The sequence below is a fragment of the Ruminococcus sp. YE282 genome, assembly GCA_900101355.1.
Lineage (GTDB): Bacteria > Bacillota > Clostridia > Oscillospirales > Acutalibacteraceae > Ruminococcoides > Ruminococcoides bromii_A.
This window is the reverse complement of sequence record FMUV01000014.1, coordinates 12,906-28,353: the sequence shown is the minus strand read 5'-3', so window position 1 is coordinate 28,353 and position 15,448 is coordinate 12,906. Positions and strand designations below refer to the sequence as shown.

Sequence of the window (15,448 nt, the reverse complement as noted above, 5' to 3'; positions counted from 1 at the left end):
GGTGTTAATATGAACCAGAATAACAACCAGAACAACAACCAGAATAAGAACCAGAACAACAACCAGAACAAGAATCAGAACAATTCTCAGAACAAAAAAGAGCAGGACTGCAAGTAATTACATTACTCCTGCCGGAAACAAACCGTGTTTAAACGACACGGTTTGTTTTTTTGTTTGTATATTTGTTATCAATATCCGTATTCTTCTCCGATAATGATTACCTTGATTCGTCCAACGTGCCTTTGCTGAGCCGACACTACATAATTACAGCATACTCTGCCTGCCGAATGACATCCGTCGCACAGCTCGGGGTTGTCCTTTTGCAGAGAAACGCATTTTCCTGTTTTGTTGCAATATGTGTCAAGGTTCAGCCTTACCGTGTTTTGCGGAGCGGCAATGGTTTTTACCCTATAAATTGCTTCGTCAATGTCTTTTACAATTTTGTTTACGCCTGCAACCACAACAACGCTTTTTGGGCCGTAAAGAATCGCCGCAACACGGTTTGAGTTGCCGTCAACGTTGTAAAGCTCGCCGTTTTCGGTAATTGCGTTTGCACTTGTAAAGAAAGCGTCCGCACGAAATGCTTTGAGATAGATTTCCTCTACCTCTTCACGGGTAATGCCCTCACGGCTGCGGTCAAGATAGTTATAATCGGATGAGCTTATTATGTCGTAAACGCCTGTCTGCTTTAGGGTGGCTGAACCGCCGTTTGTGATTGTGTCGCCCTTTTTAATCAGCGTTTTTACAAGCTCTCTTGCTTCTTCCGCATTTTCGCAGAAATAAGCGTCCATATTGTTTCTTTTAAGGTTTTTTATGGTTTTTTCAACCCTTGCTTTTAATTCGTCTGTCATAATATCACCGCTTTTTATAGAATAAAAATTTAAATCGGAGCAATATATGCTTCGTCTGCAAGGAAGGAGCTTTAGCTCCTCAGGGATTCGTCGGCAGATTGTAAATCCCGCCGAAACTCCGATATGCACCACCCGCCTTAGAAGCGTTAGGTATCTTTACTATGATTATAACTCAAAAACTTTGTCAAAGCAACAGCCGCCCTGCAAAAAACAGAGCGGCTGAATTGTTTTGATGAGAAAAATATTCACGTTAAGATTAGGTCAAAGTTAATCACGGTTCAACAAACGGCACGCCCAAATACTCCGCTACCGATTGTGAAAGGCTTCTTGCAATATTGTTTATGTTGTCTCTTATCCACATTGCGTCGGTCGGGTTGTCGTGATAGGCAACCTCCACAAGCGCAGACGGAGATTTGGTGCGGCGAACTTCGGCAAGCGAGGTTGTGGGGATTGTCTGAACCTTGTTCGGATACACATTCTGGTAGTTTTCTTTGATGATATTTGCAAAACGCTGACCGTTTGTGCTGGTCGGGTAGTAATAAATTGCGGCTCCCGTGTTTTGTCCTGCGGTTGCCGGCGGAGATGCGTTGCTGTGAATCGCAAGGTGCAGGTCGTAGTCACCCTTGTTGGAATCCGCAATCGCCTGCGAAAGCGTCATATCGGGGTCATTTCGGGAAAAGTCTATTCCGCTTGCCCTGAGATACGGCTCCATTGCGTCGGCGACAAGGTTCATATAGTATTCTTCATTGCCTCCGCCGCTGTACGGGTTAAATTCCTGCAGTGACGGGCTGAGATAAATTGTTGGCATAAAATCTCCTCTTTCAAAGCTTTAGGCAACGCCGCACAATGCGCTTTTTACTTTTGGTTGTTTTTGCACGCATTTGTGTGACATTGCCTTTTTGATATTATTATATTCAGTTTCTTTTTAATGGTACATAAAATACCATCTAAGTTAAAGGGTATCGGCATTTGAGACGGCAGGGCATTGGTTCGGGTAAAAAACGCCGTGCGTTAAGATATACAGTTGTGAAAAATTATATACAAAAGGTTTTTTTATAATTCTGTGTCGGAATTAAGATGTATATTTTGTGTGATAAAATGATTTCGACAAACTGATAATTTGTCATATTTTTACAGTATTAAATACCATTTTAGGAGGTTATTATTATGAAATGGGTCTGTTCAGTATGCGGATATGTTTATGAAGGTCCGGAACCGCCGGAGAAGTGCCCTGTTTGCAAGGCACCGGCTGAAAAGTTTAAGAAAATGGAAGAAGAAGCAGAGTTTGCAACAGTTCACGAAGTTGGCGTTGCAAAGGGCGTAAGCGAAGACATTCTCAAAGACCTCAGAGCAAACTTTGAGGGCGAATGCAGCGAGGTTGGTATGTATCTTGCAATGGCAAGAGTTGCCGACAGAGAGGGTTATCCCGAAGTTTCCGCAGCATTTACAAAGTATGCTTTTGAAGAAGCAGAACACGCAGCTAAATTTGCCGAGCTTTTGGGCGAAGTTGTAACCGACAGCACCAAGAAAAATCTTGAGATGCGTGTTGCCGCCGAAACAGGTGCCTGTGAGGGCAAGTTTGACCTTGCAAAGCGTGCAAAGGCTCAGGACCTTGACGCAATTCACGACACCGTTCACGAAATGGCTAAGGACGAAGCCCGCCACGGCGCAGGTTTCAAGGGACTTTTGAACCGCTATTTTAAGTAATCTGCAAATTGCGGATATACATTCTTAAAACTTAAAATTTCGAAGGCTGTACCAATTGGTGCAGCCTTTTTTACTGGAATCAAAGGAGCATTATTCTTCCCCATGTGCTGAGTTAGCTGTTTTGATATCTGCCGAGCTTCTGCCAAAAATATCGTACGGTTATTGATTTTTTCTATAACCTACTATACCTATATGTTATTAGACAAATGAAGTTTGATGATGTATAATAAGCACATCGACAACAAAGGAGGCACTTTCAATGACGACCATTCACAACGGAAAAGCAAACGAATATCGGTGTATGTGTATGATGCAACCCAAAGACGGCGGTATCATGCGATGTTGTATGTCCCGAATGTGACGTGTCTCGTCAGATTGGGTCTGCATTAATCAAATGAACCATTGTTTTTGGGAAGCCGCAGGTCAGGCTTCCTTTTTATTACGAAAATAAATTGATGAATCAGAAAGGAAATTCAAATTTTTGAATTTTATGGTGATAAAAATGACTTCCGTACATTTACATAAACAAAATCGTTTCACTCGCTGGGGTGCGCCGCTTCTCAGCGCGCTGCTCGCATTGTCTCTGCTTTTTGGCAGTATTTCGGTTACGTTTGCCGATGAAACGGACAACGCCGGCATCTTCAGCGAAACGGAACTTAATTTGCTCAACGCAATTGATACCGACTTTATTTTGGAAAACATTGAATACGTCCACGAAAACATCGGACCGCGCGTAGCCGGAACCCCGGCTGACGAGGCAAGTGCGGAATATTTTTCAGGCGTGTTGAAAACGCTCGGATACGAACCGTTTTCACCTGCCACATCCATTGACGGCACGGACGATTATTTTGAAACTATCTCCGACAGCAAAGCGGTGAACAGCCGTATCGGCGCATCCATTACTATCAACGGCCGTGAATATTCTGCGCTCGCACCTGCATGGAGCGATACCAGCGTATACAAGGGATACAATACGCCCGAAATTTCAGGAGAAACGGTTTATTTAGAATCGGTTGATGATGCGGCCGAAGCCGAAGCAAACGACATCTCAGGCAAAATCGTTTTGACAAACCGTAAGGCAGAATGGGATCGTAACAGCACCGAATACGCCGATGTTGCCCGCACTCTGCAAGAAAAAGGGGCCGTTGCCGTCGTATTCTTTTACAGTAAATACACGGTTTCGGCAGAAGGCGGAACATCCAGAGAACGTGCATTCCCGGCGCCCACTTCCGGAGAGGAGATTAATATCCCGGTTATCCTGGCTTCCTACCTTGACGGTAGACAAATCGTTAAGTCGCTGACCTGCCATGATATTGTCGGCAGCACAACCGCTACCGTTGTGAACCGCCGCAATACGCATACAAGCAATATCCTCGCCGTAAAAGAAGCGGAAACACCGTCCGACAAATATGTGATTGTCGGTGCACACCGTGACAGTGTATTCGGCGCAGAGGGTGTAAACGACAACCTGTCAGGTACCGTAAACGTATTGGCTATTGCAAAAGCACTGAAATCCATTCCAACGGATTATAACGTTATTTTTGCCCTCTGGGCAGCCGAGGAGGACGGATTGGTAGGTTCAAAATATTTTTACAGCGAATTTTTGTACCCGAATAATTGGGGCGTAAACCATGTGGTAGCTTACTATAATATGGATATGGCTGCGACATCTCAGCAACGCAACAGCGTTTTGACGGTTCATACGCCGTACCGTGACGAAAACCGCAACCCGCTTCAAAGCACCGCCGCAGATGTTGCGGAGGCACAGGCAGAACGCTACTGGAACTATACAGACGGAAAATTCTCAGACTGGTGGACAAGAGGACCGGAAGATATTCTGGATTTGCAATATTTCGGTTCTTGCTCGGATCACGCTTCTATTACAGGTGCAACAGGTGCCAACGGAACGGAAAAACTTGCTTTTGGCGAGGGGATCCCTTCGGTATACCTTTTCTGGGGCGATAACATTGGCGACGGTCGCAACGACGTGACCGAACAGAACTATCATTCAATTGGCGACATTTATGAATGGCCGTCTGACGAGGACGTCTTTACCGTTCTCGACGAAACTGAGCCGTATTCGGGCGATTACAGCATTGAACGTGCACAGATTTTGGCAAGCGTATTTGCGCTTTCGGTTTACAACACTGCGGCAAAGCCCGTTGACGGAATTGAAAACGAAGGAACATATGACGGGGACACTAAATTTACAGTTGCCTACAATTACAGAGATAATGTAACGGTAGACGGTCAAAAAGTTACTCTGAACAATGACGGCAGTTATACTATACCTGCTGACAATGCACAGCATACCGTAACGGTTACGGATATTTTTGGAAACACCGCCGATTACACAATTGATGTGTACAAGACTTATACGGTTACATTCATCGCAGACGGAAAAACGGTTGCACAGAAAACCGTTCGCTCAGGTGAAGCGTTGACCGATATCCCCGAGATTCCCGCAAAGGACGGCTACACGGAAACTGCGCCCTATTGGGATATAAACGATTTCAGCTCAATTGAGTCGGATTTGACTGTTAACGCTGTCTACACCGCAGATTCTACTGCATCCGCTTCAACTGCTGCGCCGACAAATCCGCAGGAGACAAGCAGCACAACTGTGCCGGACACATCTTCAACCGCACCGACTGCGTCGGCAAACTCACAGAACGTCAGCAGCACAAGTGCGCCGAACAATTCTTCGACCGCATCAACTGCATCTGCCACATCTGCAACAAACGCTCCAAAGACCGGAGCCGATAATCTGCTGTTTGTTTGGGTAGCCCTTGTAGTTGCCTTAGGCGCTGCACTTACGATAGTGTGGGCACGAAAATACAGGGAAAAATAAAATAGTTTTCACAGACAAATAAAATGACCCTCGTCTTAACGGCGGGGGTCATTTCATTATGGTGTTATATTTATTAATGTTTGTAATTACATACTGTCAGGGCAAGAGATGTTAAACATGGTAAGAACGTTTTTGATTACCGCCCTTGTGCAGTCGCAAAGCGCAAGCCTTGCCTGCATAAGACTTTCGTCTTCGCCCTTAACTCGGCAGGCGTTGTAGAACTTGTGGAACAGAGTTGCGGTTTTTGTTACATAGCGTGTAATTTTTGTCGGGTCGTAGTCTTTTGCGGCACTGAAAATTTCACTTGAATACAGAGCAAGGTGGGAGATAAGCTCTTTTTCCTCGGACGTTGTAAGAAGCGCAAGCTCTTCCGAAGTGCACTTGCGAGGTGCAATGCCGTCTTTTGCAAGAGCCTTGAATATGCTGCAAATTCTTGCGTGGGCATACTGAACATAGTAAACAGGGTTTTGGTTGTCCTGAGTTACCGCAAGGTCAAGGTCAAAATCCATCTGTGTGTTTGCCTCACGTGTGTTAAACAAAAATCTTGCGCTGTCAACAGGAACTTCTTCAAGCAAATCTCTAAGCTGAATTGCTTTGCCTGTACGCTTGCTCATCTTTACAAGCTCTCCGCCCTTAACGAGCTTTACAAGCTGCATAAGCACTACGTTAAGTTTGCTTCCGTCGTAGCCGACAGCGTCCATTGCACCTTTCATACGCATAACGTGACCGTGGTGATCTGCTCCCCAAATGTCTATGAGCGTGGTAAAGCCTCTGTCAAATTTGTTTTTATGATAGGCAATGTCTGCGGCAAAATAAGTCGGGTTGCCGTTCTTGCGCACAAGAACATCGTCTTTTAGCTCAAGGTTGTCAATGTATTTTTGGCTTTTGCCCTCTTTAAGGAACTTTTGTGTGAGCACCTCTTTGTTTTTGTACCAAATTGCGCCCTCTTTTTCATATGTCAAGCCCTTTGAGGTGAGAATGTCAATAACCTCTTTTACGGCACCGCTTTTGTGAAGCTCGCTTTCAAAAAACCACTTGTCATATGTGATTTTGTATGCAGCCATATCTTCCTGCATTTTCTTGATGTTTTTAGGCAGTGCATAATCAACAAGTGCCTTTCTGCGTTCCTCAGAAGAAACATCAAGCAGTTTGTCGCCGTAAATATCCTTGTATTCGTTTGCAAGGTCTGTGATGTCGGCTCCCTGGTATCCGTCTTCGGGAAATTCAATTTCATCGCCCTTGAAAATTTGAAGATAACGTGCTTCAAGCGAACATCCGAATTTTTCAATCTGGTTGCCTGCGTCGTTTACATAAAATTCTCTGTATGCATTGTAGCCTGCTTTGTCAAGAACAGCCGCAAGACAATCGCCGAGCGCGCCGCCTCTTGCGTTGCCCATATGCATGGGGCCTGTCGGGTTTGCCGAAACAAACTCTACCATCACGTTTTCGCCCTTGCCAAAGTCGGACTTTCCGTAGTCTTCGGGGTTTGAGAGAATTTCTTCAACAACGCCCGAATAAAAGTCAGAGCCGAGGAAAAAGTTGATGAATCCCGGACCGGCAGTTTCAAAACGCTCGCAAACCGTATTTGACAAATCAAGATTTGCCTTGATTGCCTGAGCAATTTTGAACGGCGGCATTCTGAATGATTTTGCTCCCGCCATTGCGGCGTTGGTTGCAAAATCTCCGTGAGTTGTGTCGGCAGGAGTTTCGATTATAAATTCGGGAATCTCCGCCTTTGGAAGTTCTCCGTTTTCAATTGCTTTGTTAATTGCGTTTGTAATTGCTGATTTAAGGCTTTCTACCGCCTTTGCATACATATCCATATTATCTCCTCATTCTTTTGCGTGTTTTTCTTCAACCTTTATTTTAAAGCTGTTTTCGCTCACCAAGTCTGTGTTAAAGTCAAGCGTATAGCTTACTTCAAGCGTTCCGCCGTTTTTGCCAAGGGTACTGTTCATCGTTTTTGTAAACACACCGATTGTCAGGTCGCCCGCTATTGTTTGATAGATGCATTGATGACGTTTGTCTCTTTCAAGAAGAAGCTGAGAACCCATCGGACCTTTGCGGTTGATTGTAACCTTGTCCTTCTCAACTTTTATTAGGTTGTTAAAGACAACATTTGGGTCATCGTCGTCATACTCTTTGTATCCGATATAAAAATGGTCTTTTTTTACAAGATAATTTCCGGCGGTAAGCACCTCAATTCGGTCAGTTTGACCGTCAAGCCTTTGCTCTCCGATTATGGAAATCATATATTTTTCCTTATCCTTTTCAGCCATATTTTTCCTCAGTATTGTTCAATATCAATTTGGTTTACCGTGTGTTCCATATCACGGCCCAAAAACAGTCCCGCAATGCTCTCAAATCCGTCGGGAGTGTCGCTGACGTAAAATTCTGCGTTTTTGACCGAATTATCATTGTTGAGCAGATTTTGCTCTTTTAAAACCTTTGCCGCATAAACCGCCGTTTCATACCCCGAATCAATCAGTGTTACGCTGTCGCCCATAAAATCGGAAACAGCCTCTCTTAAAAGCGGATAATGCGTGCATCCCAAAATCAGCGTGTCAATTCCGTTTTGTTTCAGGTCTTTGAGATACCTTTCAATCACAAGTTGGGTAATCTTGTCGTTCCTGTCGATAAATCCGTTTTCAACAAGCGGAACAAAAAGCGGACAAGCCTGTTCAAACACCTCAAATTCGGGATTTAGCTTTTGAAGCCTGAGCTTGTAACTGTGGCTGTTTATGGTAGCCGCTGTTCCGATTACGCCGATTTTGCCGCTTCTGGTTTTTTGTGCTGCGGCAAAAGCCGTGGGATTAACAACTCCGGTGTAGGGAACAGGAAGCTCTGATTCAAGCTCTTTGCCTGCAACCGAGCTTACAGTGCCGCAGGCGGCAACTATCATTTTGACGTTGTGTTTCAATAAAAATGCCGCGTCCTGAAATGCGTATTTTTTGATTGTATCACGGCTTCGGTTGCCGTAGGGAACCCTGCCCGTGTCACCGAAGTAGATGATTTGCTCGTTTGGCAGAACGTGCAAAAATTCCTTTACTGCGCTCAAGCCTCCAAGCCCTGAGTCAAAAACTCCGATTGCGTTTCGGGATGACATATTTAAAACCCTCTTTTTATTTTGATATACAAAACAAATAATACCACATTATTCCCCGTGTTGCAAGTGCCGAGGGTTAAAATACGGCGGCTTGATTGCGGCGGCAAAGAAGATAAAAAACTTGACACGGGCTTGGCTTTGAATGTATAATTGATTAAATGTAAAAAATAATATTATCCGATGAGGAGAGATTAATTTGGATTTTAAAAGTGCATTTAATTTAATAGTAGGCAGAGTTGAAGAAGAACTGACAAAAAGCGGCTACACAAAACAAAAAGTTGCCGCCGAAAGCGACAACGAGCTGGTTGCGCTTTTTACAAGCACAAATATTGCTTATTCAGTTGTATATTTTAAAGACAAAGAACAGATGATTCTTCGCTCGTGCACAATGACCGAGGACGGCCCCGACAACGAATGGAAAACCCTTGCAACATGGCTTTATGACGAAACCGTATCTACCCAAAAGGACGCAGAAAGCATTGCCAATGATTTTGTTGAGGGCGTATCGGGAACAGTTGCAATCAAGCGTGCAAAGCAGGTTAAGCAGAAAAAGAAAAAATCCGACGACGGCAACGCCGACCCGAAGTTTCTTGCAAAGCGTTTTGTAACCTTTTTCCCGGAATTAAAGGAAGAAATAAAAACCGAGGAAGACTGCTATTATCCGTTCCGAGGCGCAACATTTGCCAAAGAGCATATCGCTCCGAAAATTGCAACATATATTAAGCGTGCAAACAAAAAAGAGCTCGAAAAAATTGCCAATGTATTTAACACCCAGTATGGCAACGGCGACGTTGACACACGCTCAATTATCACTATTGTAATTTTAAATTCTCTTGATGAAGAGGAATTTAAAACTATTTCGGAATTTTTTGACGAGGACCTTTCAAAAGCTGCCGTTGCCGGCCGCAAGTATAAGGACAAAACCGTTAAGCCCGAAAAGCCAAAGAAAAAGAATGTATCAAAGGCAAGCACTCTTCTTCAGCAGTAATTAAGCTGTTTGAGCAGGTTGAAATTTAATTATTAATATATTGTTTTAAAAGAGACGGTTTTCGTCTCTTTTATTTTTTGTCTTTTGTTGAATTTTTATTGTGATTCATAATCCCAACATTATACATATTGAATAAAAAATCATAACACAATTTGTTATCGCTGTTTATACCAAAAAATATTGACAATTTTATCCAAAATATGTAAAATTAAACTAAGAGATTAATAAGTATTAATTTCAATTTTTAAAAGAGGGTAAATATCAATGAAAAAACAATTTAAAAAAATTACAGCGGTTTTATTGACTGTTGTAATGGTCTTAAGTGTGTTTACAATCCTGCCGACTTCGGCGGCAAGCATTTCCGATGAACAGACCGTTGGAAGTGACTCGGTTGTAAGTGGTGATTATCAGTACAGCGTAAAGGATGACGGAACGGCGATTGTAGATAAATATGTCGGTTTCGATGTTGATGTTAAGATGCCAAGCAAAATTGACGGTTACAAGATAACTGAAATCGGTGATAATGCTTTCTATAAATACAGATATTTTAAAAGCATTGTAATCCCCGACAGTGTAACGGCAATAGGTGCCTATGTATTTTCCGAATGTGAATACCTGGAAAATGTAGCAATCCCTGACAGCGTAAAATCAATAGGAGATTTTGCATTTGCACAAAGCCCGAGTCTTAAATCAATTGTTTTGCCAAACGGATTGACTTCACTCGGCGAGATGGTCTTTTATAATTGCACGGCTCTTGAAAGCGTAAATATCCCCGAGGTCCTTACCGCAATCAGCGACGGTTTATTTGCAGGTTGCTGTGCTTTGACTGATATTACAATTCCAAATAATATCACATCAATCGGTGTTATGGCTTTTTGGAGTTGTACTAGCCTTACTGACGTTTCGCTTCCCGAAAGTCTTACAAGTATCGAAGACTCGGCATTTTCTACGACAGGATTAACTCAAATTACTATACCGAATGGGGTAACAAGTATCGGTAATGATGCGTTCAAACCTATGGATGAAACTAACCCTATTACAATACGTGGTTATCGAAATTCATATGCTCAGGAATATGCCCGCCAAAACAATTACGCGTTTATTCCGGTTGACGGCGAACCTCTGTTTTCATATGACATAAAGAGTGACGGCACGATTGAAATTACAAGCTGTAATTTTGACGCAGATGATTATAACCAATATTACGGAATGAACGGAACTGAATACGGATATCTTGAGATTCCGTCAAGCATAGACGGATATACCGTAACAATTATTGGCAGTAATGCGTTTTATGGAAAAAGCTTTGTAAATATTACGATTCCCGGTACGGTAAAGGAGATAGGTTCCTCTGCATTTTCAAATTGCTCAATAAATACAATTAATATACCGGAATCGGTTGAAACTATACAATGCGAGGCGTTTTCTGTTTGTTATAATCTTGCTCAAATATATATTCCTGACAGCGTGACATATATCGGGAATGGCGCATTCAGGGATTGTACAAATTTGGTATTTGCCGGATTACCCAATAGATTAATGAGCATTGAAGACTGTTTGTTTGAAAACTGTTCAAGCTTAAACACTGTGACTATTCCTGACTCTGTTGCACAAATTGGATATTTAGCATTTAGCAGGTGTTCTTCTCTGTCATCAGTACTGTTGCCGAGTAGTATAATAATAATTAGTTATGGAGCCTTTATGGGTTGCAGCAGTCTTACCGACATTTCACTTCCGGAAAATCTTTCAATTATTGGAGACTTTGCATTTGCATCGACAGGCTTAACACAAATCACTATTCCAAAAGGTGTAACAAGCATTGGCAGTATGGCGTTTGATAGTGACAATCCGACGGAACTTACTATATACGGCTATCGCGGTTCCTGCGCTCAGGAATATGCCCGTCAAGGCTATTATAAATTTTTTGTAATTGACGGTGAACCGCTGTTTTCATATAACAAAAATGGAGACGGCACAATTGAAATTACAAGCTGTAATTTTGACGCAGATGACTATAACCAGTATTACGGAGGAATGTATTCTGTGGGGGACAGATATCTTGAAATTCCTTCAAGCTTAGACGGATATACTGTAACAAGTATTGGCAACAATGCGTTTTATGGAAAGGACTTCGTAAGTATTACGATTCCCGATACAGTAAAAGAAATAGGTTACTCTGCATTTTCGTTTAATATCTCGTTAAGTACAGTAAGTATACCGCAATCGGTTGAAACCATACAGGGTGATGCGTTTTCCTATTGCCAGAATCTTGTTTCAATATATATTCCTGACAGCGTGACATATATTGGACAAGGAGCATTCAAAAATTGTATAAACTTGGATTTTATTGAATTATCCAATAATTTAACAAGTATTGAAGATAGTTTGTTTGAGGGCTGCTCAAGGTTAGGCAATGTGAGTATTCCAAATACGGTTACAAGCATCGGGGCTTCAGCTTTTAAAGATTGTACATTTTTGGGTGGTATTGAGTTGCCTAATAATCTTGTAAGTATAGGAATGGATGCATTCGCTAACACACTTATAGATAACCTGATTATTCCCGACAGCGTAACAAATATTGACGGAAACCTCGGTGTTAACTCAATATCCTGCAATATAAAAACTTATGCGCTTGAGTATGCGGTTAATTCTGGAATATGTTTTACGATACTTAATCCGATTCTCGGAGATTTGAATCTTGACGGAGAAGTAAACATAAAGGATGCAACTAAGCTTCAGGAATTAATCAGTGATCCTCAGAGGTCAGGTAACTTATATACTTTTATGAGAAATTTCGATGATGTTGCTGATTTAAACAGCGACAATAGCACTGATGTAAGCGATGTAACTTTAATTCAAAAATTGCTTGCCGGATATGCTTTAAAATGATTTAAGCGGATTTTAAATCCAGTTTAAATATCATTAAAGCCGAGTGTCGGTTCAGAAAATTTTATTATTAAATTTGGGTCGGAGCACCTTTGGGTGTTCCGACTTTTTTGTTATACTAAGTTTTATCAAACAGGCATTATACTTATGTTTTTGGCTTGTGCTTTAAAAGTGTTCTGTTTGATATTGCAATTTGGGTTTGAGAGGAAATTTAAAAAAATTAAAATTTTTTGTTGACAGAGGAAAATGTTGGTGCTATAATAAACCTATCAAACACGTAGGAATACTAAGGATTAGATTTGGAGGCAAATTATGAACACAATTTTAAATTACGCCGTTTCCAAAATTAATAACATCCTTTCAATGTCAAACAATTGTTGCTGTATCGCTTGTTGTATCAAACAGGGCGGTGCCGATTTGTTATGCTGATTTTGCATAATCATTTTTGCCGCCTTGTCATTTGATGGCAGGGCGGTTTTTGTTTTATTTGAAAGGAAGATTTTTATGATTGATACTCAAGAAAGTGTAACCGCAAAGCTTTGCTCGTTTGCCCGTGCATACCACTCAAATTACAGCAGACAAAAAATTTTTGATGATTACCTTGCCTACGATATTATGGGTATTGATGAATACCGAGAGGTCGGACAGCTGATTGAAAACAACTTCAATTTTGATTCAATCGGCAAAAACGCTCACTTTAAACCGAGCAGAGTTTACCCGATACTTGATAAATACATTTCTCCGATTCCGCTTTCACGTATTGCATATGCCGAAACAAAGCTGTCGGACTTTGCCGAAAAATACGGCAGATGTCAGTACGTAATCTGCGGAGCGGGAATGGATACATTTGCTTTTCGCAACACCAACCCGAATATAAAGGTTTTTGAGCTTGACCACCCCGACACTCAGCGCTACAAGCTTAAAAAGATAGAAAAACTTGAATGGAATATTCCGCAAAACGTCAGATATGTTCCGATAGATTTTTCAAAAACAAGCCTTGACAAAGCACTTTTAAAGACAGAATTTGATTCAAAAATTCCAACGTTCTTCTCAATTCTCGGCGTAACGTATTATCTTACGCTGTCGGTGTTTGAACAGACTGTCAAAAGCATAGCGTCGCTCAACCTCGACAAGGCAAAGCTTGTGTTTGATTATCCCGATGAAACCACGTTCTCGGGAAACACGGCATCAAGGGTTAGGGAGCTTTCGCAAATAACGGCAAAGCTTGGCGAGCCTATGGCGCACGGCTATCACTACGACGAACTTGCAAGGGCGCTTGCGGACAACAGGTTTAGAATTGCCGAGCATATGTCGCCGAGAGCAATCCAAAAGAGATATTTCAGCAAGCGTTCCGACAATCAGTATGCATTTGAAAACATACACTTCATTTTGGCGGATTACAGACAGAAGCAAGGAGGGACTCATTATGAATAAAATCGCAAGCTTTACTGTAAATCATGATTTGCTTGAAAAGGGAATGTACATTTCTCGAATTGACGGCGATATAGTTACTTACGATATACGAATGAAAAAGCCCAACGGCGGCGATTATCTTGAAAATGCTGCGCTTCACGCATTTGAGCACCTTTTTGCAACGCTGGCGCGCAACAGCGAATTTTCACAGGACGTGATATATGTCGGGCCGATGGGGTGCAGAACAGGATTTTATCTTTTGGTTCGCAATAATATAAACAACAAACAGGCGATAGAGCTTGTTAAAACAATATTCAAAGAAATAGCAGAGTACGAAGGAGCAATTCCCGGAGCAAGCCGCAGGGAATGTGGAAATTACAGGGAACTGAGCCTTGACGGCGCAAAGCAAATTGCACGAGATATGAACGTTGTCCTTAAAGATTGGACAGAAAAAGATTTACAATACAAAGCATAAAGGAGAAATTAAAATGGCTAACTATAAAAATATTGAAACAGCATTCATTCACGGCGGAATCTACGGCGACAAAAATACAGGTGCGGTAAACGTTCCGATTTATCAAACTTCTACATATGAGCAGGACGGCTTGGGTCAGGACAGAGGCTGGGAGTATTCCAGAACAGGCAACCCCACAAGGGCGGCTCTTGAGGCACTTATTGCAGAGCTTGAGCACGGCAAGGCAGGCTTTGCGTTCGGTTCGGGTATGGCGGCAATTACCGCTGTATTAAGCCTGTTTCACGCGGGTGACAAAATAATTATTTCAAGCAATGTTTACGGCGGAACATTCAGGGTGCTTGACAAGGTGTTTAACAGCTTTGAAATAAGCTACTCAATTGAAGATACAACAAATCTTCAAACCCTTGAAACAAAAATCACGCCTGACGTAAAGGCTATACTTATAGAAAGTCCCGCAAACCCCTTGCTTACAATTACAGATATTAAAGGGGTTGCAGACCTTGCAAAAAAGCACAACATTCTTTCAATTGTTGACAATACGTTTATGACGCCGTATCTTCAGCGTCCGCTGGAGCTCGGAGTTGATATTGTTGTTCACAGCGCAACAAAATATCTTGGCGGACACAGCGACGTTGTTTCGGGTTTGGTGGTTGTAAATGATGAAAAACTTGCCGAAAGAATTGCGTTTATTCAAAATTCCACAGGCGGAGTTTTGGGACCGTTTGATTCGTTCTTGCTAATCAGAGGAATTAAGACGCTTGGTGTCAGAATGGACAGACATGTTTCAAACGCCGAAAAGGCAGTTGAATTTTTGCAGAATCACAAGGCTGTAAAAAAGGTTTACTATCCGGGACTTAAAGACGCTCAGGGCTATGAAATCAACAAAAAGCAGGCGAAAAACGGCGGCGCAATGATTTCGTTTGAGTTGTATGAAAATTATGATATAAAGAAATTTTTCTCTTCGCTTAAGCTTATTGCGCTTGCAGAGAGCCTTGGCGGCGTTGAGTCCCTTGTATGCCACCCTGCAAGCATGACGCATGCTTCAATACCTTATGAAACACGTCAGAAAATCGGAATTACAGACGGACTTATCCGCCTTTCAATCGGCATAGAAAACATCGACGATTTAATTGATGACCTAAAGCAGGCAATAGAAGAAAGCGAGCGTTAA

13 protein-coding genes are annotated in these 15,448 nt (G+C 42.2%); 8 read left to right on the top strand and 5 right to left on the bottom strand.

The genetic code is table 11. From position 1 onward, the window contains the following. Window positions 1-188 precede the first annotated feature (188 nt). Entirely contained in the window at window positions 189-851 is a 663-nt protein-coding gene (locus BLP46_RS06275) for a lactate utilization protein (RefSeq protein ID WP_092977389.1), read from the bottom strand. Between the two features lie 46 nt (window positions 852-897). On the opposite strand from BLP46_RS06275, the gene BLP46_RS13030 reads away from it, so the two are divergent. Beyond that, window positions 898-1,074, top strand: a complete 177-nt coding sequence (locus tag BLP46_RS13030) for a hypothetical protein (RefSeq protein ID WP_167669197.1) — start codon at window positions 898-900, stop codon at window positions 1,072-1,074. Window positions 1,075-1,122: 48 nt separating this feature from the next. On the opposite strand, the gene BLP46_RS06270 is transcribed toward BLP46_RS13030, so the two are convergent. Then, on the bottom strand, window positions 1,123-1,659 hold the full coding sequence (locus BLP46_RS06270) for an N-acetylmuramoyl-L-alanine amidase family protein (protein ID WP_092977337.1): 537 nt from the start codon (window positions 1,657-1,659) through the stop codon (window positions 1,123-1,125). 356 nt (window positions 1,660-2,015) lie between these two features. On the opposite strand from BLP46_RS06270, the gene BLP46_RS06265 reads away from it, so the two are divergent. Together BLP46_RS06265 and BLP46_RS06260 are read left to right on the top strand one after the other, a co-directional pair. Beyond that, complete coding sequence (locus tag BLP46_RS06265) at window positions 2,016-2,558, top strand: NADH peroxidase (RefSeq protein WP_173311866.1); 543 nt, start codon at window positions 2,016-2,018, stop codon at window positions 2,556-2,558. A 502-nt stretch (window positions 2,559-3,060) separates the two neighbouring features. After that, window positions 3,061-5,409: a M28 family peptidase gene (locus tag BLP46_RS06260; protein WP_167669196.1), complete on the top strand. Its 2,349-nt coding sequence runs from the start codon at window positions 3,061-3,063 to the stop codon at window positions 5,407-5,409. An 86-nt stretch (window positions 5,410-5,495) separates the two neighbouring features. Here BLP46_RS06260 and argS read toward each other — a convergent pair whose 3' ends face one another. Genes argS through murI form a run of 3 tightly spaced genes read right to left on the bottom strand, consistent with a single transcriptional unit; the run spans window position 5,496 to window position 8,515 of the window. Beyond that, entirely contained in the window at window positions 5,496-7,232 is a 1,737-nt protein-coding gene (gene argS, locus BLP46_RS06255; RefSeq protein WP_092977331.1) for an arginine--tRNA ligase, read from the bottom strand. Between the two features lie 9 nt (window positions 7,233-7,241). Beyond that, on the bottom strand, window positions 7,242-7,688 hold the full coding sequence (locus BLP46_RS06250) for a YwiB family protein (protein WP_092977330.1): 447 nt from the start codon (window positions 7,686-7,688) through the stop codon (window positions 7,242-7,244). Window positions 7,689-7,696: 8 nt separating this feature from the next. Beyond that, window positions 7,697-8,515, bottom strand: coding sequence for a glutamate racemase (gene murI / locus BLP46_RS06245; RefSeq protein WP_092977328.1), 819 nt, complete (start codon window positions 8,513-8,515; stop codon window positions 7,697-7,699). Between the two features lie 196 nt (window positions 8,516-8,711). On the opposite strand from murI, the gene BLP46_RS06240 reads away from it, so the two are divergent. The 5 genes from BLP46_RS06240 to BLP46_RS06220 all read left to right on the top strand — a co-directional run bounded on the left by BLP46_RS06240 (window position 8,712) and on the right by BLP46_RS06220 (window position 15,448). Continuing rightward, on the top strand, window positions 8,712-9,503 hold the full coding sequence (locus tag BLP46_RS06240) for a DUF7674 family protein (protein WP_092977326.1): 792 nt from the start codon (window positions 8,712-8,714) through the stop codon (window positions 9,501-9,503). A gap of 264 nt (window positions 9,504-9,767) precedes the next feature. Further along, entirely contained in the window at window positions 9,768-12,392 is a 2,625-nt protein-coding gene (locus BLP46_RS06235; RefSeq protein WP_092977324.1) for a leucine-rich repeat protein, read from the top strand. 501 nt (window positions 12,393-12,893) lie between these two features. Beyond that, the gene (locus BLP46_RS06230; protein WP_092977322.1) at window positions 12,894-13,823 is read left to right on the top strand and encodes a class I SAM-dependent methyltransferase; all 930 of its coding nucleotides are present in this window, start codon (window positions 12,894-12,896) and stop codon (window positions 13,821-13,823) included. Beyond that, a complete protein-coding gene (locus tag BLP46_RS06225) occupies window positions 13,816-14,277 on the top strand; it encodes an S-ribosylhomocysteine lyase (protein WP_092977320.1) in 462 nt (153 codons plus the stop codon). The genes BLP46_RS06230 and BLP46_RS06225 overlap by 8 nt, the downstream gene beginning before the upstream one ends. A gap of 13 nt (window positions 14,278-14,290) precedes the next feature. Further along, window positions 14,291-15,448: a trans-sulfuration enzyme family protein gene (locus BLP46_RS06220; RefSeq protein WP_092977318.1), complete on the top strand. Its 1,158-nt coding sequence runs from the start codon at window positions 14,291-14,293 to the stop codon at window positions 15,446-15,448.